19 protein-coding genes (1 of these 19 cut by a window edge) are annotated in these 20,952 nt (G+C 60.4%); 17 read left to right on the forward strand and 2 right to left on the reverse strand.

Annotated features, from left to right (window positions below; all coding sequences use genetic code 11):
* Nucleotides 1-835, reverse strand: the 5' portion of a protein-coding gene (locus tag BLR63_RS22160; protein ID WP_010566750.1) for a CaiB/BaiF CoA transferase family protein. It extends 386 nt beyond the left edge of the window; the window shows 835 of its 1,221 coding nt (coding positions 1-835); the start codon lies at nucleotides 833-835; its stop codon lies off the left edge, out of view.
* Between the two features lie 13 nt (nucleotides 836-848).
* Complete coding sequence (locus BLR63_RS22165; RefSeq protein ID WP_010566749.1) at nucleotides 849-2,030, reverse strand: acyl-CoA dehydrogenase; 1,182 nt, start codon at nucleotides 2,028-2,030, stop codon at nucleotides 849-851.
* 157 nt (nucleotides 2,031-2,187) lie between these two features.
* Here BLR63_RS22165 and BLR63_RS22170 point away from each other — a divergent pair, with 157 nt between their 5' ends.
* From BLR63_RS22170 to BLR63_RS22250, 17 genes are all read left to right on the forward strand, one after another.
* Nucleotides 2,188-3,087: a LysR family transcriptional regulator gene (locus BLR63_RS22170; RefSeq protein ID WP_010566748.1), complete on the forward strand. Its 900-nt coding sequence runs from the start codon at nucleotides 2,188-2,190 to the stop codon at nucleotides 3,085-3,087.
* A 452-nt stretch (nucleotides 3,088-3,539) separates the two neighbouring features.
* A complete protein-coding gene (locus BLR63_RS22175; RefSeq protein WP_010566747.1) occupies nucleotides 3,540-4,661 on the forward strand; it encodes a Re/Si-specific NAD(P)(+) transhydrogenase subunit alpha in 1,122 nt (373 codons plus the stop codon).
* Nucleotides 4,662-4,676: 15 nt separating this feature from the next.
* Complete coding sequence (locus BLR63_RS22180; RefSeq protein WP_010566746.1) at nucleotides 4,677-4,997, forward strand: NAD(P) transhydrogenase subunit alpha; 321 nt, start codon at nucleotides 4,677-4,679, stop codon at nucleotides 4,995-4,997.
* Complete coding sequence (locus BLR63_RS22185; RefSeq protein ID WP_010566745.1) at nucleotides 4,997-6,433, forward strand: NAD(P)(+) transhydrogenase (Re/Si-specific) subunit beta; 1,437 nt, start codon at nucleotides 4,997-4,999, stop codon at nucleotides 6,431-6,433. The genes BLR63_RS22180 and BLR63_RS22185 overlap by 1 nt, the downstream gene beginning before the upstream one ends.
* A gap of 180 nt (nucleotides 6,434-6,613) precedes the next feature.
* Nucleotides 6,614-8,107: an acetyl-CoA hydrolase/transferase family protein gene (locus tag BLR63_RS22190; protein ID WP_010566744.1), complete on the forward strand. Its 1,494-nt coding sequence runs from the start codon at nucleotides 6,614-6,616 to the stop codon at nucleotides 8,105-8,107.
* 318 nt (nucleotides 8,108-8,425) lie between these two features.
* Nucleotides 8,426-8,638 (forward strand): DUF1127 domain-containing protein, encoded by a 213-nt coding sequence (locus BLR63_RS22195; RefSeq protein WP_010566743.1) that lies wholly within the window; start codon nucleotides 8,426-8,428, stop codon nucleotides 8,636-8,638.
* Nucleotides 8,639-9,007: 369 nt separating this feature from the next.
* Nucleotides 9,008-9,328: a DUF2388 domain-containing protein gene (locus BLR63_RS22200; RefSeq protein ID WP_010566742.1), complete on the forward strand. Its 321-nt coding sequence runs from the start codon at nucleotides 9,008-9,010 to the stop codon at nucleotides 9,326-9,328.
* A gap of 102 nt (nucleotides 9,329-9,430) precedes the next feature.
* A complete protein-coding gene (locus BLR63_RS22205) occupies nucleotides 9,431-9,739 on the forward strand; it encodes a DUF2388 domain-containing protein (protein ID WP_042947335.1) in 309 nt (102 codons plus the stop codon).
* A 26-nt stretch (nucleotides 9,740-9,765) separates the two neighbouring features.
* Nucleotides 9,766-10,086, forward strand: coding sequence for a DUF2388 domain-containing protein (locus BLR63_RS22210; protein ID WP_010566740.1), 321 nt, complete (start codon nucleotides 9,766-9,768; stop codon nucleotides 10,084-10,086).
* Nucleotides 10,083-12,044, forward strand: coding sequence for a DUF7844 domain-containing protein (locus tag BLR63_RS22215; protein ID WP_010566739.1), 1,962 nt, complete (start codon nucleotides 10,083-10,085; stop codon nucleotides 12,042-12,044). The genes BLR63_RS22210 and BLR63_RS22215 overlap by 4 nt, the downstream gene beginning before the upstream one ends.
* A gap of 287 nt (nucleotides 12,045-12,331) precedes the next feature.
* Complete coding sequence (locus BLR63_RS22220) at nucleotides 12,332-13,639, forward strand: CitMHS family transporter (RefSeq protein WP_010566738.1); 1,308 nt, start codon at nucleotides 12,332-12,334, stop codon at nucleotides 13,637-13,639.
* A gap of 68 nt (nucleotides 13,640-13,707) precedes the next feature.
* Complete coding sequence (locus BLR63_RS22225; protein WP_010566737.1) at nucleotides 13,708-14,475, forward strand: TerC family protein; 768 nt, start codon at nucleotides 13,708-13,710, stop codon at nucleotides 14,473-14,475.
* Nucleotides 14,476-14,746: 271 nt separating this feature from the next.
* Nucleotides 14,747-16,405, forward strand: coding sequence for a Na/Pi cotransporter family protein (locus BLR63_RS22230; protein ID WP_010566736.1), 1,659 nt, complete (start codon nucleotides 14,747-14,749; stop codon nucleotides 16,403-16,405).
* Nucleotides 16,406-16,462: 57 nt separating this feature from the next.
* On the forward strand, nucleotides 16,463-17,845 hold the full coding sequence (locus tag BLR63_RS22235; RefSeq protein ID WP_010566735.1) for a M16 family metallopeptidase: 1,383 nt from the start codon (nucleotides 16,463-16,465) through the stop codon (nucleotides 17,843-17,845).
* A 72-nt stretch (nucleotides 17,846-17,917) separates the two neighbouring features.
* Nucleotides 17,918-18,949 (forward strand): DUF5924 family protein, encoded by a 1,032-nt coding sequence (locus tag BLR63_RS22240; protein ID WP_010566734.1) that lies wholly within the window; start codon nucleotides 17,918-17,920, stop codon nucleotides 18,947-18,949.
* Between the two features lie 54 nt (nucleotides 18,950-19,003).
* Nucleotides 19,004-20,152 (forward strand): ABC transporter permease, encoded by a 1,149-nt coding sequence (locus BLR63_RS22245; RefSeq protein WP_010566733.1) that lies wholly within the window; start codon nucleotides 19,004-19,006, stop codon nucleotides 20,150-20,152.
* Nucleotides 20,149-20,952, forward strand: a complete 804-nt coding sequence (locus tag BLR63_RS22250; RefSeq protein WP_010566732.1) for an ABC transporter ATP-binding protein — start codon at nucleotides 20,149-20,151, stop codon at nucleotides 20,950-20,952. The genes BLR63_RS22245 and BLR63_RS22250 overlap by 4 nt, the downstream gene beginning before the upstream one ends.

Here is a 20,952-nt window from a genome sequence, read left to right on the forward strand (position 1 = left end):
CAGCCCACTGCGGGTGCCCGGCCACCTCTGCAAACTTGCGGAACTGCCCGTCATTACCCACCGTCAGGATGAAATCACCATCGGCAGTGGGGAAGTCCTGATAAGGCACGATATTCGGATGGGCATTGCCAAGCCGCCTGGGTGGCAACCCCGTTGTCAGGTAATTCATGGCTTGGTTAGCCAGACACGCCACCTGAACATCGAGCAGCGCCATATCGATATGCTGCCCACCGCCCTCATGATCCCGATGAGCCAGCGCTGCCAGGATCGCCACGGTCGAATAAAGCCCCGTGAGAATATCAGTCAACGCCACGCCAACTTTCACCGGCCCGGCGCCATCATCCCCCTCGGGTCGACCGGTCAGACTCATCAGCCCACCCAACCCCTGGATCATAAAGTCATAACCTGCGCGCGCCGCGTAGGGCCCCGTCTGGCCAAAGCCCGTGATCGAGCAATAGATCAACTCCGGATTGGCCTCCTTGAGCGACTCGTAGTCCAGCCCATATGCCGCAAGCCCACCCACCTTGAAGTTCTCGATCAGGATGTCGGACTTGGCCGCCAGATCGCGCACCAGCTTCTGCCCTTCAGGCCGCGTGAAGTCGATAGTCACCGACTCTTTATTGCGATTGGCCGACAGGTAGTACGCCGCCTCACTGGTGTTTTCACCGTTGGCATCTTTAAGGAAGGGCGGCCCCCAGGCGCGCGTGTCGTCACCGCTACCGGGCCGTTCGACCTTGATGACCTCAGCCCCCAGGTCTGCAAGGATCTGCCCGGCCCAGGGGCCCGCGAGCACTCGCGATAAATCCAGTACCCGCAGGTGGGAAAGCGCGCCCATGCCCATGCTCCTATTAATAGAACGCCTGAAGACCGGTTTGCGCACGCCCCAGAATCAAGGCATGCACGTCATGAGTACCTTCATAGGTATTCACCACCTCCAGATTGACCAAGTGTCGTGCCACCCCGAACTCATCGGAGATACCGTTGCCACCCAGCATGTCCCGCGCCATACGAGCGATGTCCAGGGACTTGCCGCAAGAATTGCGCTTCATGATCGAGGTAATCTCGACCGCCGCCGTGCCCTCATCCTTCATCCGCCCCAAACGCAGGCAACCTTGCAGAGCCAGGGTGATCTCGGTCTGCATGTCGGCGAGCTTCTTCTGGATCAACTGTGTAGCCGCCAATGGACGACCGAACTGCTGACGATCAAGGGTGTATTGGCGAGCGGTGTGCCAGCAGGATTCGGCAGCGCCCAACGCACCCCAGGAGATGCCGTAACGCGCTGAGTTAAGACAGGTAAAGGGCCCCTTCAAACCACGCACGTCCGGAAAGATGTTCTCTTCTGGCACAAATACATTGTCCATGACGATTTCGCCGGTGATGGAGGCTCGCAGGCCGACCTTGCCGTGAATCGCCGGAGCACTCAGCCCTTTCCAGCCTTTCTCCAGGACAAACCCACGTATATCGCCAGCATCGTCTTTGGCCCAGACCACAAATACATCAGCAATCGGGCTATTGGTGATCCACATCTTGGCGCCGGTCAGGCTGTAGCCGCCATCTACCTTGCGCGCACGCGTAATCATCGCGCCTGGATCGGAACCATGGTTAGGCTCTGTCAGACCGAAGCAACCAATCCATTCGCCCGACGCCAATTTCGGCAAATATTTCTGCTTTTGCGCTTCAGTACCAAACTCATTGATCGGCACCATCACCAAGGAAGACTGCACGCTCATCATCGAACGATAGCCGGAGTCGACCCGCTCCACTTCGCGAGCAATCAGCCCGTAGCTGACATAGTTCAAACCACTGCCGCCGTATTGCTCGGGAATCATCGCGCCGAGCAAGCCGGTTTCGCCCATCTCACGAAAAATGGCCGGGTCGGTCTTTTCATGACGGAAGGCTTCAAGCACGCGAGGTGCCAACTTGTCCTGAGCGAACTGCTCAGCACTGTCGCGCACCATGCGCTCTTCTTCGGTGAGCTGTTGATCCAGCAGCAGTGGATCGATCCAGTTGAAGCTTGCCTTGCCAGCCATGAATAAGTCCTCGTGAAGAAAATCAGAAGTCGTGGATGGAGCCTAGGCCGTACCTACCCATAGAGCAAACGAGGTTTCCGCATAGGCTTGTGCTAATTTGTCACTTCGTAACCATCGTAAAAGGCGCAGAAGCGCTTTATATGTGAGCACAAGGTACATGCGTAGAAAAATCCCCAGCACCACCGCCCTTGTCAGCTTTGAAGCCGCAGCCCGTCACGAGAGCTTTACCAAGGCGGCGCAGGAGCTTTCCATCACCCAAGGCGCTATTTGCCGACAGATCGCCAGCCTTGAGGATTTTTTAAGTGTCGAGCTGTTTCGACGCTCACGGCGCGGAGTGAAACTGACGGAAGCAGGACTGTCTTACAGCCGTCGAGTGGCGACGCAATTGGATGCCGTAGAACGCGATACCTTGTCCGTGATGGGGCAGCAGGGCACGAACGTCATTGAACTGGCCGTGGTGCCCACCTTTGGCACCCAGTGGCTGATCCCACGCCTTAAAGACTTTCAGCGCCAACACCCTGAGGTAACGGTGAACCTCACTAACCGCACCCGCCCTTTTTTGTTTGCCGATACCGAATTCGATGCCGCTATCTACTTCGGTGATGCCGACTGGTCGGGTACCGAATCTCACAGGCTGATGGGAGAAAACCCAGTCCCCGTTTGCAGCCCCAGATTGCTGGGCGCGCGGCCGCACTTCAGCCCACAGGAGATTGCAGAGTTGCCGCTGCTTCAGCAGACCACGCGACCCTATGCCTGGCGCCAATGGTTCAACGCCCAACAGATGAATATCCCTCGCGACATGACAGGCCCTCGTTACGAGCTATTCTCGATGCTGTCCCAAGCCGCCATGCATGACATGGGTATTGCACTGATCCCTCCATTCCTTATCCAACGAGAGTTGGAGGATAAAGACTTGGTGGTCGCCAACCTCGAGGCACTGAGTAGCTCGAAAGCTTATTACTTGATGATTCCAGAGCGGAAAGTCGAATCCGCATCATTGCGCGCATTCAGGGATTGGCTGATCGACCAGTCAGAACGCTACAGCCCCAGCAATTAAAGACCAAAGCGCCAATACTGATCATGTAGTCAGATAATTATTGTTCCTACAGATATATGTTTATGTCGCTTTTAAGCAAACTGTACCGCTTACCTAAAAATTCGGCTAAAAGCCTTATGGATGTTGGCTTGTAGCGACTTTCGCTTACCAATGTCCGACCATTCATGCCGAGCATGGCAAAGGAATCATTATTTGCCGTAAACCCAATAACTCATTGTATTTAAAAAGATTATTTCCTACCGTTGCGGCAATCAGTCACAGGATGACTTGTAGTTAATTTTTCGTCACCCGTCATAATCCCTTGAAGGCCGTAAAGTTCGCCTGCAAAATGCCGCGCCCCGCTGTCATTTCAGCGGGATCGTGCTGATCGGCCGCCCCAGATGCGCCACTCACGGTGCACTGGCCTTTTTACAAGAAGATCAAAAGCAAAAAGATCATGCAGGAGATTTGACGTGCACATTGGTGTTCCTCTCGAAACCCAGACCGGTGAAACGCGGGTGGCTGCCACCCCGGAAACCATCAAAAAGCTGATCGGCCAGGGCCATAAGGTCACTGTACAAAGCGGTGCAGGCATTAAAGCCAGCATCGTCGACAGTGCCTATGAAACGGCAGGTGCAACCATTGGCAGTGCCAACGATGCATTTGGCGCCGAGCTGATCCTCAAAGTGGTTGCCCCCAGCGACAGCGAACTGACGCTGATCAAAAGCGGCACCGTGTTGGTGGGCATGCTCAATCCGTTCAGCAATGAAACCATCGCCAAGCTGGCCGAGCGGGGCGTCACGGCCTTCGCGCTCGAAGCCGCGCCGCGTACTTCGCGGGCCCAGAGCCTTGACGTGCTGTCGTCCCAGGCCAACATTGCCGGTTACAAAGCTGTGTTGCTCGCCGCCCATCACTATCCACGCTTCATGCCGATGCTGATGACTGCCGCCGGGACGGTAAAAGCCGCGCGCGTGCTGATCCTTGGCGCTGGCGTCGCGGGCCTGCAAGCCATTGCCACGGCGAAACGCCTGGGAGCAGTGATCGAAGCGTCCGACGTGCGCCCGGCAGTGAAGGAGCAGATCGAATCCCTCGGCGCCAAGTTCGTCGACGTGCCCTATGAAACCGACGAAGAGCGTGAATGCGCCGTCGGCGTCGGCGGTTACGCGCGCCCGATGCCGACCAGCTGGATGCAACGCCAGGCCCTGGCCGTGCACGAACGCGCCAAGCAGGCCGACATTGTCATCACCACCGCCCTGATCCCCGGTCGCAAGGCCCCGACTTTGCTCAGCGCCGAAACCGTCGCACAAATGAAGCCGGGCTCGGTGGTCATCGACCTCGCTGCCGCCCAAGGCGGCAATTGCCCACTTACGGTCGCTGACCAGGTGGTGGTGGAAAACGGTGTGACCATCTGCGGCCCGACCAACCTCGCCGGTGCGGTCGCCGCGGACGCTTCGGCCTTGTATGCGCGCAACCTGCTGGACTTCCTGAAGCTGGTGTTCACCAAGGAAGGGCAGTTTGAAATCAACCTCGAAGACGACATCGTCGCCGCGTGCCTGATGTGCCGCGACGGCCAAGTCATCCGCAAAAACGCCTAAGCAGGGATTCAGACGATGGAAGAGCTTATCTCCCCCGGTATCTACAACCTGATCATCTTTGTGCTGGCGATTTATGTCGGTTATCACGTGGTCTGGAACGTTACCCCCGCACTGCACACGCCGTTGATGGCCGTGACCAACGCAATCTCGGCGATCGTGATCGTCGGCGCCATGCTGGCCGCCGCCCTGACCGTGACGCCACTGGGCAAGACCATGGGCACCCTGGCCGTGGCCCTGGCGGCGGTCAACGTGTTCGGCGGCTTCCTGGTGACTCGCAGGATGCTTGAGATGTTCAAGAAGAAAGCGCCCAAAGCTAAAGAAGAGGTGCAACCGTAATGAGCATGAATCTGGTAACGACGCTCTATCTGATCGCGTCGATCTGTTTCATCCAGGCCCTCAAAGGCCTGTCACACCCGACTACTTCGCGGCGCGGCAACCTGTTCGGCATGCTCGGCATGGCGCTGGCGGTACTCACCACCGTAGGCCTCATCTATAAGCTGGGCGCTGAGCTTGCCACCGCCGGCATCGGCTACGTGATCGTTGGCCTGCTGATCGGCGGCACCGCTGGCTCGGTCATGGCCAAGCGCGTGGAAATGACCAAGATGCCGGAACTGGTCGCCTTCATGCACAGCATGATCGGCCTGGCAGCGGTATTTATTGCCATTGCCGCCGTGGTCGAACCGCAATCCCTGGGCATCGTCAAACACCTGGGCGATGCGATCCCTGCTGGTAACCGCCTGGAGTTGTTCCTCGGTGCCGCCATCGGCGCCATCACCTTCTCCGGTTCGGTGATCGCGTTCGGCAAACTGTCGGGCAAGTACAAGTTCCGCCTGTTCCAAGGCGCACCGGTACAGTTCGGCGGTCAGCACAAGTTGAACCTGGTGTTGGGCCTGACCACGCTGGGCTTGGGCCTGACCTTCATGTTCACCGGCAACCTCACCGCCTTCGCGCTGATGCTGGCCCTGGCATTCGTACTGGGTGTGTTGATCATCATCCCGATCGGCGGCGCCGATATGCCGGTGGTGGTGTCGATGCTCAACAGCTACTCCGGCTGGGCAGCGGCAGGGATCGGCTTTTCGCTGAACAACTCGATGCTGATCATCGCCGGCTCCCTGGTGGGCTCCAGCGGCGCGATCCTGTCCTACATCATGTGCAAGGCGATGAACCGCTCCTTCTTCAATGTGCTGCTCGGCGGTTTCGGCAACGCGCCGGATGCCGGTGCCGCGACAGGCTCGAAAGAAGCGCGTCCGGTGAAGTCCGGCTCAGCCGACGACGCCACGTTCCTGCTGACCAACGCCGACACCGTGATCATCGTGCCGGGCTACGGCCTGGCGGTCGCCCGAGCGCAGCATGCGCTTAAAGAGTTGACCGAAAAGCTGACCCACCGCGGCGTGACCGTGAAGTACGCGATCCACCCGGTGGCCGGCCGCATGCCCGGGCACATGAACGTATTGCTGGCCGAGGCCGAAGTGCCTTACGACCAAGTGTTCGAGATGGAAGACATCAACTCGGAATTCGGCCAGGCTGACGTCGTACTGGTGCTCGGCGCGAACGACGTGGTCAACCCGGCCGCCAAGAACGATCCGAACTCGCCGATTGCCGGTATGCCGATCCTGGAAGCGTTCAAGGCCAAGACCATCATCGTCAACAAGCGCTCGATGGCCAGCGGCTATGCCGGCCTGGACAACGAGCTGTTCTACCTGGACAAAACCATGATGGTTTTCGGCGACGCCAAGAAAGTTATCGAAGACATGGTCAAGGCTGTCGAGTAACACTGCGCCAGCGCAATACCCGAAACCCTGGCCTCCCGTAGGCTAGGGTTTTTTTATTGGCGCATGAAAACCGACCAAAGGCCCTAATTGACTGCCCGGCATTCGACCATGGTAGCGGGCCGAAAACTTTTGAAATCACTAAACTGCGCACCTTGCCTCCGTATCTCGAGATAACAATCCATGTACCGTGATCGTATCCGCTTGCCTTCGCTGTTGAACAAGGTCATGAGCGCGGCTGATGCCGCCGCACTGATCGAGGACGGCATGACCGTCGGCATGAGCGGCTTCACCCGTGCCGGTGAAGCCAAGGCCGTCCCCCAAGCCCTGGCCGAACGCGCCAAGACGTCGCCGCTGAAAATCACCCTGATGACCGGTGCCAGCCTGGGCAACGACCTCGACAAGCAACTGACCGAAGCCGGCGTGCTGTCGCGACGCATGCCGTTCCAGGTCGACAGCACACTGCGCAAGGCGATCAATGCCGGCGAAGTGATGTTCATCGACCAGCATTTGTCGGAAACCGTCGAGCAGCTGCGCAACAACCAGCTCAAGCTGCCTGACATCGCTGTGATCGAAGCCGTCGCGATCACCGAACAAGGGCATATCGTGCCGACCACTTCCGTGGGCAACTCGGCCAGTTTCGCGATTTTCGCCAAGCAAGTGATCGTCGAGATCAACATGGCGCACCACTCGAACCTGGAAGGCCTGCACGACATCTACATCCCGACCTATCGGCCGACGCGCACACCGATCCCGCTGGTAAAAGTCGACGACCGCATTGGCAGCACCGCGATCCCGATTCCGCCGGAGAAGATCGTTGCGATCGTCATCACCAACAAGCCCGACTCGCCTTCCACAGTGTCGTCGCCGGACGCCGAAACCCAAGGCATCGCCACCCACCTGATCAACTTCCTCAAACAGGAAGTGGACGCTGGTCGCATGACCAATAAGCTCGGCCCGCTGCAGGCTGGGATCGGCAACATCGCCAACGCCGTGATGTGCGGCTTGATCGATTCGCCGTTCGAAGACCTGACCATGTATTCGGAAGTGTTGCAGGACTCGACGTTCGACCTGATTGACGCTGGCAAGCTGACCTTCGCCTCCGGCAGTTCGATCACCTTGTCGGAGCGGCGCAACAGCAACGTGTTCGGCAACCTGGAGCGCTACAAAGACAAACTGGTACTGCGCCCGCAGGAAATTTCCAACCACCCGGAAGTGGTTCGCCGCCTGGGCATCATCGCGATCAACACTGCGCTGGAGTTCGACATCTACGGCAACGTCAACTCCACGCACGTATGCGGGACGCGGATGATGAACGGGATTGGCGGCTCGGGCGACTTCGCTCGGAACGCTCACCTGGCGATCTTCGTCACCAAGTCGATTGCCAAGGGTGGGGCGATTTCCAGCGTGGTGCCAATGGTCAGCCACGTCGACCACACCGAGCACGACGTCGACATCCTGGTGACCGAGGTGGGCCTCGCCGACCTGCGTGGCCTGGCGCCACGTGAGCGCGCACGGGTGATCATCGACAACTGTGTGCATCCCGACTACCGCGATGCGCTGAACAAATACTTCAACGCCGCTTGTGCAATCGGTGGTCACACCCCGCACGTCCTGCGCGAAGCCCTGAGCTGGCACATCAATCTGGAAGAAACCGGGCACATGCTCAAGGATTGATCGATACACAACCGAGCTGATGCCCACACAGTTTCATCAGCTCGGTTGCACCACCCCTCCTTTTTTAAAAAACTGTACTGCTGTACCGGTATTTTCCTACCGAACCCTCCTACAAATTCCTTCCAATCGACCTTTTTTGCACACATTCAGTGCGGACAGGTACAGTTGCCCCATTTCCGTACAGTACAGCCGCCATAAACAGTTAACTGGCCCCTCACAATACAGGTGAACTGTATCTAGAGAGTCTTGTGCGGGAGGAGGATCATTGGCACCAGTTAAACCACTACCTAATCCCGCCACAAGCGGAAGGATGCCATCATGGAACGTACACTCAGTTCCGAACTGTTCTCCGACAAAGCTGTAAACAACCAAGCTGCACTGCCTTTGCGCGTTCTTGCCAACCTGATGTTGTGGCAGCGCCGCATTTCCAGCCGTCACCAACTGGCTCGCCTGGATTCGCGTCTGCTGGCTGACGCTGGTATCAGCGAAGCTCAACGCTACGAAGAGCTGAGCAAGCCGTTCTGGCGCTGATTGGCGCTCGCTGGCACTGACCCACCGGGTCCCCAGCCAGCACTGATTTGTTAAAACAAAGCCCGCCCCGGGAAACCGGAGGCGGGCTTTGTCGTTTCCAGCGTTGACTATTTGGCAGACCAAACGTAGCGGTTCGCGCAAACAGATACAGTTTTAAAAACACAAAATTAAAGCAGTACAATTTAACGTTCCTGAATCTGTATCGGTCATTCCTGGCCGCTCTGGCGTGACCAGGCAGTCAAGAGGCTTTCCGAACGGATAAACGGCGGCTTAATATCCCGCCATTACGTGGCGAGCCTTGCTGGAGACGCGTCTGATCCCAAAGGCTGCCTTGCACCACCCTATTTGTTCATCTACAGGAGTCACCCCATGTCCCGTCTTCGCCTGCTGAGTGCTGCCGCCCTGCTGGTCCTGGCTGCCAATGCCAATGCAAGCAGCTTTCTTGTGACCACTGACTCCATCGTCGGCGCACTGAAGGCTACTTCCGACGCCAGCTCCGATGCCACTTCGTCGCTGCGTGACAACAAGGTCGTGCGTGCGGCCCGTGACGACGCGGCCAGTTTTGTTGCCAGTGAAGGCGCCATCCGTGGCGTGAAACTGGAAAGTGCGCTGGCCCAGATCCGTCAACAAGCTCCGCAACTGAACGCCGCGACCGACACACAGCTGGCCCAGGCCATCCTGGCTATCTGAGTCGCAATGTCATGGGAGCGCCCCCACGCTCCCTGACGCCGCCACTGGCTCTCGCCCGGGCATTGCGCTAGCCTTGGCGCTCGCTTTCAGTTGTCGAGTCCCATGGCTTTTTCACACCGCCTGTTAATCGTTCCGATGCTGCTTACTGCCTGCTGGTCGCCATTGGCTTTGGCTTTTGACCTGACCCTCCAGAGCACCGTCTCGAGTGCGTATGCCACCAGTAAGGTGACCTCCGCACCCTTCGACAAGAAAGTCGTATTGGCCGCTCAGGACGACGCTGCCGCTTTTATTGCCACTGACGGCCAATGGCGCGGCGCACGACTGGAATCAGCGTTCGATTATCTGCGTCGCACCCAACCAAAACTTAACGCCAGCGACCTTGAACTGGCGCAAGCAATTCTCGTCCAATAATCACCTTTGTATTTCGGAGTCATTCCATGCGTAGCCCGCTGATCGCCGCCACCCTTGGCCTGCTGTTGTTGGCCGACGTTGCCCAGGCGCATACCCTGGTGGCCACCAGTAACATCATTGTTCGCGCCTCAGGCCGTACCATTGATTTCACCTCGGACACCACCACCTCCATCCGCGATTCCAAAGTCGTGCGCGAAGCCCACGATGACGCCGCCAGTTTCGTCGCTACCCACGGCGAGATCCGCGGCGCGCAATTGGAAGCCGCATTCGACACCCTGCGGACCCGCTTGCCGGAAGCCCGCGACGCCAGTGACCAGACCCTCGCCGAAGCCATTCTCGCTCTGTGAGGCGCCTTGTCGCCTGGCTCCTGGCCGGTGCTGTGCTGCTATGTGCCAACGCAGCCCAGGCCAGCCTGCAACTGCGGCTCAAGACAGAAGGCTTGAGCCCGGCTGAGCAGCAGGCCAGCCAGGCATTGCTCGATGAGGCGATGCGCGCCTTGCCGCCGCGCTTTATCGAGCAGCTTGACCGGCGCATCGATGTCGGCTGGACCGACAAGATGCCCGACAACGCTTACGGCCAGGCTTCCCTGGTGTCCGAGCTGGACCTCAATAGCAACCTCCTCGCCAGCCTGGCCGACGGCAGCGCTGCCACCCGTAAAACCAATCGCCCCCACGGCACCGTGCGCCGGGAAATGCTCGCCACTGTGCTGCATGAACTGACCCACATCTATGACCGTGCGCGCTTGTGGCCCAACGATGAGCGCGCGCTCATTCGCCGCTGCAGCCGCCAGAACAGCATCACCGGGCTGATCGGCCTGCCGGATGAATGCCGTGGCCAGAATGACCGACGCTTCACCCTCAGCGATGATCCGCGCCTGCTGGACCTCGCCGGTTGGCCGCAATATGTCGGCCGTCGCGGTGAACGCGAACAGCACAACCGCCAGGTCGCGCGCAGCCCCGATATCTACGAAACCAGCAGCCCCCTGGAGTTCGTCGCGGTCAACATGGAGTACTTCCTCCTCGACCCGAGCTACGCCTGCCGCCGCCCCGCGCTGTTCCGCTACTACAAGGATCACTTCGGTTGGGCGCCGCCCAAGCAGGACACCTGCGCCAACACCTACGCATTCCTCAACGCCGGTAACGATTTCGCCAAGACTCCGCTGGGCCACGTCGACCCGGAGCGCGTCTACGAAATCGACTACCTGCTGGCCGAAGCCAACCAGAACCTGGTCAGTCGCTGGGGCCACAGCATGTTGCGCCTGGTGATCTGTGCGCCCGGTCGCCCACGCGGCCCGGATTGCCGGCTGGACCTGGACCAGCACCTGGTGTTGTCCTACCGCGCCTTCGTCGGTGACGTACAACTGTCGAGCTGGGACGGCCTGGTGGGCAAATACCCGTCACGACTGTTCGTGCTGCCACTGGCCCAAGTGATCGACGAATACACCAAGACCGAGCTGCGCGGCCTCGCGTCCGTACCCCTGAAACTCACGCGCCAGGAAATCAACGATACCGTCGAGCACGCCGCTGAAATGCACTGGAGCTATGACGGCAACTATTACTTCCTGTCCAACAACTGCGCGGTCGAAAGCCTGAAGCTGTTGCGCAGCGGCAGCGCCAACCCGCAATTGACCGGGCTGGACAACATCACGCCCAATGGCCTGCTGGAAGTGCTGCAGGCCCGTGGCCTGGCCGATACCAGCGTACTGAATGACAAGCGCGAGGCGATGCGCCTGGGCTATCACTTCGACTCGTTCCGCGAGCGCTATCAAGCGATGTTCGACGTACTGCGCAAGCACCTGCCGATCAAGCAGACCCAGGTCGAAGACTGGTTGTCCCTCAGCGCCGAGGAGCGCCGTCAGTGGTTCGACCAGGCCGACCTGCGCACCAGCGCCGCCCTGTTGCTGCTGGAACAGGCGAGCTTTCGCAAGCAGTTGATGCTGGCCCAGGACGAAGTCAAACAACGCTACCTCGGTGCCCGCGAGCTGAAAAACGGCGGCATGGAGAAAGCCAACGCCACGCTGCAACAAATCCTCGCCAACAGCGGCTTCCTCAGCCGTCCGGCGGAACTGCTGGGCAGCGGCGGCTACGGTCTGCCGCAACCGTCGGAGTCCAAGCGCCTGGAATCGGAAAGCGCCGAACGCCAGAAACAGCTGCAATCGCTTACCGGCGAGCTGGATAAAGAGGTGAGAGCGCTGCTGGACCCTTCCCGCGCCGACGAGATTGCTGCCTGCGAAGCCAACCTCAAGCAGGTGGGCGAGCATCTGCGCAAACTGCACAAAGCAGCGGGCGGCCTCGAATTGCCCTGAAAATGTGGGAGCAAGCCCCCACACATTTTGATCTGTGCATGCCTGAAGACCGTGCGTCTGCCCACATCACCTGTTTTCTCAGCGAAAGCTGGCTGAAAGCTTACGCGTCTAGGATCGCCCCCACTGCCGGCAACAGACCGGCTGTTAACAACAACAATGGTGATTCCCGATGTCCGCCCGTACCCGCCTGTTCGCTCCCACTCCACCCGTAAGCCTCGTGCCTTTCGTTCTGCGCTGACCCCACCCGGTTCGCCATTCCCTAGCCGCGCTACGCCTGGAGTATTCCTATGCTGACTTTCCTTGGCTTTGCCATGGTCATCACGTTCATGTTCCTGATCATGACCAAGCGCCTGTCCGCGCTGATCGCCCTGATCATCGTGCCGATCCTGTTCGCGCTGTTCGGCGGTTTTGCGCCGAAGATCGGCCCGATGATGCTCGAAGGCATCACCAAGCTCGCGCCGACCGGCGTGATGCTGATGTTCGCCATCCTCTACTTTGCGCTGATGATCGACTCCGGCCTGTTCGACCCGGCCGTGCGCAAGATCCTCAAGATGGTCAAGGGCGACCCGCTGAAAGTCTCGGTCGGCACCGCTGTGCTGGCCCTGGTGGTGTCCCTCGACGGTGACGGCGCCACCACCTATATGATCTGCGTAGCCGCCATGCTGCCGCTATACCAGCGCATCGGCATGAGCCCGCGGATCATGGCCGGCCTGATCATCCTCGCCGGTGGCGTGATGAACATGACCCCCTGGGGTGGCCCGACCGCCCGCGCCGCCAGTGCGTTGCATGTGGACCCTTCGGATATTTTCGTCCCGATGATCCCGGCCATGGCTGCCGGTGTACTGGCGATCCTGGTCATCGCGTACCTGTACGGCAAGCGCGAACGTGCGCGCCTGGGCGAACTGCATCTGCAAGGCGACGAGATCGACCATAGCGAGATCAGCGTGTCGCAATTCCCGGACGCTCGCCGTCCCAAACTGATCTGGTTCAACGGCGCCCTGACCCTGGCGCTGATGTGCACGTTGATCGCCGGCCTGTTGCCGCTGCCCGTGCTGTTCATGGTGGCGTTCAGTATCGCGATGATCGTCAACTACCCATGCCTGCAACAGCAGAAAGACCGCGTCGCCGCGCATGCCGGCAGCGTATTGGCGGTGGTCGGGCTGATCTTCGCCGCAGGGATCTTCACCGGCATCCTCTCGGGTACCGGCATGGTCGATGCCATGTCCAAGAGCCTGCTGGCGGTCATTCCTGAAGCCATGGGCCCTTACCTGGCCGTGATCACGGCCCTGGTGAGCATGCCGTTCACCTTCTTCATGTCCAACGATGCGTTCTACTACGGCGTACTGCCGGTCCTCGCCGAGGCCGCCAGCCACTACGGCATCACCGCCGTGGAAATGGCCCGTGCATCCATCGTTGGGCAACCCGTGCACTTGCTCAGCCCGCTGGTCCCATCGACTTACCTGCTGGTCGCCCTGGCCGGTATCGAATTTGGCGATCACCAGCGCTTCACCCTGAAGTGGGCAGTGCTGGTGTGCCTGTGCATAATGTTCGCCGCGCTGCTGATGGGGATTTTTCCGCTGTTCAGCACTCTATAGTCGTACCGACTCACTCACCGCGCGGCGCTGCAGCTTGCGCGGTTTAACATTTGTTCAAAGGAATACACATGGAATGGCTGACCAATCCGGAAATCTGGATTGCCTTCTTCACCCTGACAGCCCTCGAGATCGTCCTGGGCATCGATAACATCATCATGATTTCGATCCTGGTCGGCCGCATGCCCAAGCACATGCAGGCGCGCACCCGGATCTTCGGCCTGGCCCTGGCCATGGTCACGCGCATCCTCTTGCTGCTGTCGATCACGTGGGTCATGCGCCTGACCGACGACCTGTTCGTGGTCTTCGGCCAAGGCATTTCCGGGCGCGACCTGATCCTGTTCTTCGGTGGCTTGTTCCTGCTGTGGAAAAGCTCCCAAGAGATGTACCACGCCCTGGAAGGTGAAGACGAAACCCACGAAGAGCCGAAGGGCACCGGTGGCAAGTTCATCTACACCATCATCCAGATCGCGATCATCGACATCGTGTTCTCCCTGGACTCGGTGATCACCGCCGTCGGCATGGTGTCCCACGTACCGGTGATGATTGCGGCGATCGTGGTCGCGGTACTGGTGATGATGGCGGCGGCCGGCACCATCAGCGACTTCATCGACAAGCACCCGTCGCTGAAGATGCTGGCGCTGTCGTTCCTGGTGGTGGTGGGTACCGTGCTGATCGCGGAATCCTTCGACGTGCATGTGCCTAAAGGCTACGTCTACTTCGCCATGGCGTTCTCGCTGGCGGTGGAAGCGGTGAACATCAAGATGCGCACCGCCATCGCGAAAAAGCAGAAACAGCAGGACCCGGTAAAACTGCGCAAGGACATTCCGGGCCAATAACCCCGTCCCCGCGCCCTCACGCCCCATAGGAGCGAGCTCGCTCGCGAATAACCCAAGGACACCGCATCACCCCAGGCAGTACGCGGTATCACTGAGGTTTTTCGCGAGCACGCTCGCCCCACATATGACAGTTTTGTTTCAATCCCCACTTTAGCTATGCGATGCTGGCGCACAGTCCATTCGCCAACTACAGCTTAAATACAAGACGTAGAACGGCACGCGGCAATTCTCATTGGCTCCTGTGGGAGCCCACCCACACGGGGGGCCGAGCATGCTGACCTTGCTCAATCTGCTTTCCGCCGTGACCCTGCTGATCTGGGGCACGCACATCGTGCGCACTGGCATCCTGCGGGTCTACGGTTCCAACTTGCGTCAAGTCATAGGACAGAACATGTCCAAGCGCTGGCTGGCGTTCGTCGCCGGTATCCTGGTGACGGCCATGGTGCAGAGCAGCAATGCCACCGCGATGCTGGTGACCTCCTTCGTCGGCCAGGGCCTGATGGGGTTGATGCCCGCCCTGGCGACCATGCTCGGTGCCGACGTCGGCACCGCGCTGATGGCCAGGGTGCTGACCCTTGACCTGTCGTGGCTGTCGCCGCTGCTGATCTTTCTCGGGGTGATCTTCTTTCTGTCGCGCAAGCAGACGCGGGCAGGGCAGTTGGGCCGGGTCGGAATCGGCCTCGGGCTGATCATCCTCGCGCTGCAATTGATCGTCGAAGCCGCCGGGCCGATCACCCATGCCCAGGGCGTGAAAGTGCTGTTTGCCTCACTGACGGGCGACATTTTGCTCGACGCCCTGGTCGGCGCCTTGTTCGCGATGATTTCCTACTCCAGCCTCGCCGCTGTATTGCTGACCGCCACCCTGGCCGGCGCCGGCGTGATCGGCTTGCACGTGGCCATCGGCCTGGTGATCGGCGCCAACATCGGCAGCGGCGTACTGGCCTTCCTCAGCACCAGCATGCAGAACGCAGCCGGCCGCCAGGTGGCCCTGGGCAGCCTGCTGTACAAGTTGATCGGCCTGTTGCTGATCATCCCCGTACTCGACCCGCTGGTACGGTGGATGGATGGCCTGGACTACAGCGCCCAAGGCATGGTCATCGCCTTCCACTTGCTCTACAACGTCAGCCGCTGTCTGATCCTGCTGCCCACCATTGGTCCGATGGCGCGCATCTGCACATGGCTGCTGCCGGAACGTGAAGAGGCCAACGGCACAGCCAAACCGCGTCACCTGGACCTCGCAGCCCTTGCCACGCCCAGCCTGGCACTGGCCAACGCCGCACGGGAAACCCTGCGCCTGGGCGACCTGATCGACAACATGCTCACCGCCATGCAGGAAGTGCTGCGCGGCAAACAGACCGCCATCACCCAGGAAATGCGCAGCCTCAGCGACGATGTCGAGGCGCTCTACAGCGCGATCAAACTCTACCTGGCGCAAATGCCCCGCGAAGACCTCAGCGAGCAGGACAACCGCCGCTGGGCCGAAATCATCGAGTTGTCGATCAACCTGAAACTGGCAGGCGACTTGATCGAACGCATGCTGCGCAAAGTCCAGCAGCAGAAAACCTCCCAGCGCCGTCAATTCTCGGAAGTGGGCCTGGAAGAACTCACCGGTCTGCACAGCCAATTGATCGCCAACCTGCGCCTGGGGCTGTCGGTGTTTCTCAGTGGCGACCCGGAAAGTGCCCGGCAATTGCTACGCGAGAAACGTCGCTTTCGCGCCCAGGAACGCCGCCTTGCCCACGCCCACGTCAGCCGTTTGCAACGCAAGATCGTACAAAGCCTGGAGACCAGTTCTCTGCATTTGGAACTGATGGCCGACATGAAACGCTTGAACTCGTTGTTTTGCAGCAGTGCTTATGTAGTGTTGGAAACGTCCGACACCGGCGCGCTCTCCACCGAAGATATTGCCGACATCACACATTCGCCCTGAACGTAAGATGGCCCGTGAAGTCAGTTAAAGCTGACCTCACTCGCCAGGAAGCCAGTTATGCGTCGCCTGTTATTCGCCTGCCTGCTCATGGGCTGCGCCCATGCCTTTGCCTTTGACCGCCTGCAAGTCGAGGGCTACACCTTGCCCAACGGCCTGCAATTACTGCTCAAACCGGGCACCGAGCGGGGGCACGTGGCGATCCGCCTGGTGGTGGGCGTAGGCCTGGATGACTTCCCCTGCGAAGACAAAGAACTGCCGCACCTGCTCGAACACCTGCTGTTCAGCGGCCTCGACGGCGGCGGCGAAGCCGACCTGGAAGATCGCATGCAAGCCCTGGGCGGCGAGTGGAACGCCTACACCAGCAACGCCGACACCACCTTCGTCATCGAGGCGCCCGCTCAGAACCAGCGCAAGGTGCTCGACCTGCTGCTGGCGATCATCACGCGCACTGAGCTGACCGACGCCAATATCAACGCCGCCAAACAGGTGGTCGAGCGCGAAGACGGCGGCCATTACTCCCACTTGCAACGCCTGCTCGACCGCCAGGACCTGGGACCCGCCGCCAGTCATCAACTGGCCGTCGAACTGGGGCTCCAATGCGCCGAACGCGCCGAAGTCGATCACTTGACCCGCGACCAGTTGGAGAGCCTGCGCAAAAACTGGTACGCCCCCAACAACATGACCCTGATCATCGTCGGCGACCTCGACAAACTGCTGCCGGCCTACCTGGAACGCACCTACGGCCAGCTCAAACCGGTAGACCCCACCGAGCACTTGGCCCTGCCGGAAATCCAGCACACCGCCGCCGGCCGCCGCGACCTGATCCGTGGCTGGCTGGGCGACAACGCCAAACTGCACTGGCTGTTCCCCGAGCCGGTGCTCGAAGACCAGCACGACGAGACCTACGACCTGCTCAAGGATTACCTGGACTGGGCGCTGTACCGTGAACTACGCCTCAAGCATGGTTTGTCCTACGGTCCACGCAGCGAACGCGAACTGCTCGGCGGCGTCGGCTTCCTCAGCCTGAATGCCGACCTCGAACGGGAAAACCTTCCCGAAGCCGAACAGGTGCTGCAAGACCTCAGGACCCAATTGCTCGACAAAGGTCTTGACCCCGCCGTCTTCGCGCGCCTGCAACAAGCCGCCATCGCCCGCCAGGCGTGGGCCGTGCAGGGCAACAGCGGCCTGGCCGACTATTACTGGAGCGCCGCGGGCGACTATGACAACGGCCACTTCGGCGACCCGGCCAAACGTATCAAGGCCGTGAGCCTGGCGCAGACCAACCAGGCCATGCGCCAGCTGTTCAAGCAACCCGGCTACTGGCGCATAGAGAAACCGCTGCTGAGTGACGACATGCTCAGTTGGATCGGCGCAGGCGTGCTCGGGCTGATCGCCATTGTGTTGATCGGCGTGCGGGTTTATCGCAAACGGATCGCGTAATGACGCACCGGACCCAGGGCTAAGACGTTATTCTGTCGGGGATTTTTTCCTACAAAGACTGTGAACCGCCGAATGCCGAACCTGACCCACTACATCCAGCGCGTCCTTGAACTGATGAAGCGCTATCCAGGGGTGATTGCACTCGGCGGGTTTATCTCCGGTGTGTGCAGCTTCATTCTGGTGGACCGCCAGCAGGGCATGGCCAGCTGGATCGCGGTGATCATGTTGGTGAGCTGGTTGTGGCTGATGCTGGAAAACAGCTTCACCCAGCTGTTCACCAAGGTTTTCAAGCGCGAAATCCCCGAACCCCTGCTGCGTTACGCGACCCAGATGATCCACCAGGAAAGTCTGTTTTTTGTGTTGCCGTTCTTTTTCATCACCACCGCCTGGAACAGCGGCCAATCGATTTTCACCGGCTTGCTCGGCGCGGCCGCGCTGGTGTCGATCATCGACCCGCTCTACTACAAGTGGCTGGCGCCCAAGCGCTCGCTGTTTCTGGCGCTGCATACCCTGACCTTGTTCGCAGCGCTGCTCACCGCGCTGCCGATCATCCTGCACCTGACCACCGCCGAAAGTTACAAACTCGCCCTCGGCGTCGCCATGGTGCTGTCGATTCCGAGCCTGGCGGTGAGCTTGCCGCTGCGTAGCCTCAAGGGCTGGGCCATGCTGCTGGGGGTCACAGCCACCATCGGCTGCGCCGGTTGGTTCCTGCGCAGTTGGGTGCCACCGGCCACCTTGTGGATGACCGAAGTGGCCATCAGCACCCAACTGCAAGACCGCACCCCTGGCGATGACCTCAAGGAAGTCAGCGCCAACCAGTTGCGCGGTGACGGGCTGTACGCCTACACCGCGATCAATGCCCCCCGCGGGTTGGATGAGCGGATCTACCACGTGTGGAAATTCAACGGCAACGAGGTCGACCGCATCGCCCTGGATATCCATGGCGGCCGTAAAGAGGGCTACCGCGCCTGGACTCACAAGCAGAACTTCCCAGGCGACCCGGTGGGGCGCTGGCAGGTTCAGGTATTGACGGAAGACGGGCAGGTGATCGGCGTCCTTCGCTTCAAAGTGACTGACGCAGCACAGACGGACAACCCAAAGTAGGCCGGATCGTGCTATTACGTAGGAATTGTGGATAGCCAGACAAGCTTGGAGCTTATGACCAGTAGTCCGACGGCCGGCGCCGCCCACCTCGATACGTCCACCGCTCCTCCGTTACTCAGGATTACGGGGGACTGGACGCTTGCCCACTACGCCAGCCTGAAGAAGCTGTCGGACAAGCTCGATGGAAAATACGACGCGGGCGCGCGCATCGACCTCAACGGCCTCGGCGCCCTGGATACTGCCGGTGCCTCGCTGCTGGTGGAACTGCTGGGACCGACCCGTATCGAGCAATCCGCCGAGCAGACCGATTGCAGCCTGTCCGCCGCCGACCGCGCCCTGCTCAAAACCGTCTATCGCTCACTCAATGATTTCTGCGTACCGGAGAAAGCGCCGGAAGAAGCCGCCGGCATCCAGTTGCTCGCGCGCATCGGCCGCGCCGTGGACGCCGTCTGGCAGGACAGTAAACAACTGCTGGGCTTTATCGGCCTGATCCTGGAGACCTTCGCCCGCAGCATTTTCCGGCCCAAGCGCTGGCGTGTGACGCCCATGGTCGCCCATATCGAGCAGACCGGCCTCGACGCCGCGCCCATCGTCGCCTTGCTGACCTTTCTGGTGGGCGCCGTGGTGGCATTTCTCGGCGCCACGGTGCTCAAGAGCTTTGGCGCGACGATTTTTACCGTGGACTTGGTAGCGTTTTCCTTCCTACGGGAATTCGGCGTTTTGCTGACGGCCATCCTGATCGCCGGCCGCACCGCCAGTGCCTTTACCGCACAGATCGGCTCGATGAAGGCCAACGAAGAAATCGACGCCATCCGCACCCTGGGCCTGGACCCGATGGAGCTGCTGGTCTTGCCCCGCGTGCTGGCGCTGCTGGTGTCGCTGCCAATGCTGACATTCCTGGCAATGCTCTCGGGGATCGTCGGCGGCGGGGTAGTGTGCGCGCTGACCCTGGATATCTCGCCGGCGATGTTTCTCTCGCTGCTGCAATCGGACATTGGCGTGAAGCATTTCCTGGTGGGCATGGTGAAAGCACCGTTCTTCGCCTTCCTGATCGCCGCCATCGGTTGCCTGGAAGGCTTCAAGGTCAGCGGCAGCGCCGAGTCGGTCGGTGCCCACACCACCTCCAGCGTGGTGCAATCGATCTTTGTGGTGATCGTGTTGGACGCCGTCGCCGCGCTGTTCTTCATGGAGATGAGCTGGTGAGCCGCCTGCCCCGAGCGCCCAGCGAGGCGGTGATCGAGGTGCGTGGACTGTGCAACCGCTTTGGCAGCCAGAGCGTGCACGAGAACCTCGACCTGGATTTGTACAAGGGTGAGATCCTCGCGGTGGTCGGCGGCTCCGGCAGCGGCAAGTCGGTGCTGTTGCGCAGCATCGTCGGCCTGCGCCGGCCCAGCGCGGGCGAGGTGCGGGTGTTCGGCAAGAACCTGTCGAACCTGCCGGAGCAGGAGCGCTCCCTGGTGGAACGACGCTTTGGCGTGCTGTTCCAGAAGGGCGCGCTGTTTTCCTCGCTGACCGTGACCGAAAACGTCGCACTGCCGCTGATCGAACACGCCGGCCTGAGCCGCGCCGACGCCGAGCACCTGGCCGCGGTCAAGCTGGCCCTGGCCGGGTTGCCGCTGTCGGCAGCCGACAAATACCCGGCGTCGCTGTCCGGCGGCATGATCAAGCGCGCCGCCCTGGCCCGCGCGTTGGCGCTGGACCCGGACATCCTGTTTCTGGATGAACCCACCGCCGGCCTCGATCCGATCGGCGCGGCGCAATTCGACCAACTGATCCTGACCCTGCGCGACGCGCTGGGTTTGAGCGTGTTCCTGGTCACCCATGACCTGGACACGCTGTACACCATCACCGACCGCGTGGCGGTGCTGTCGCAGAAGAAAGTGCTGGTGGCCGACGCCATCGATGTCGTCTCGGAAACCGACGACGCCTGGATTCACGAATACTTCCACGGCCCCCGTGGCCGCGCGGCATTGGATGCCGCTCAATCGCTCAACGAGGTATGA

This window comes from Pseudomonas extremaustralis, from assembly GCF_900102035.1.
GTDB classification, from domain to species: Bacteria; Pseudomonadota; Gammaproteobacteria; order Pseudomonadales; family Pseudomonadaceae; genus Aquipseudomonas; species Aquipseudomonas extremaustralis.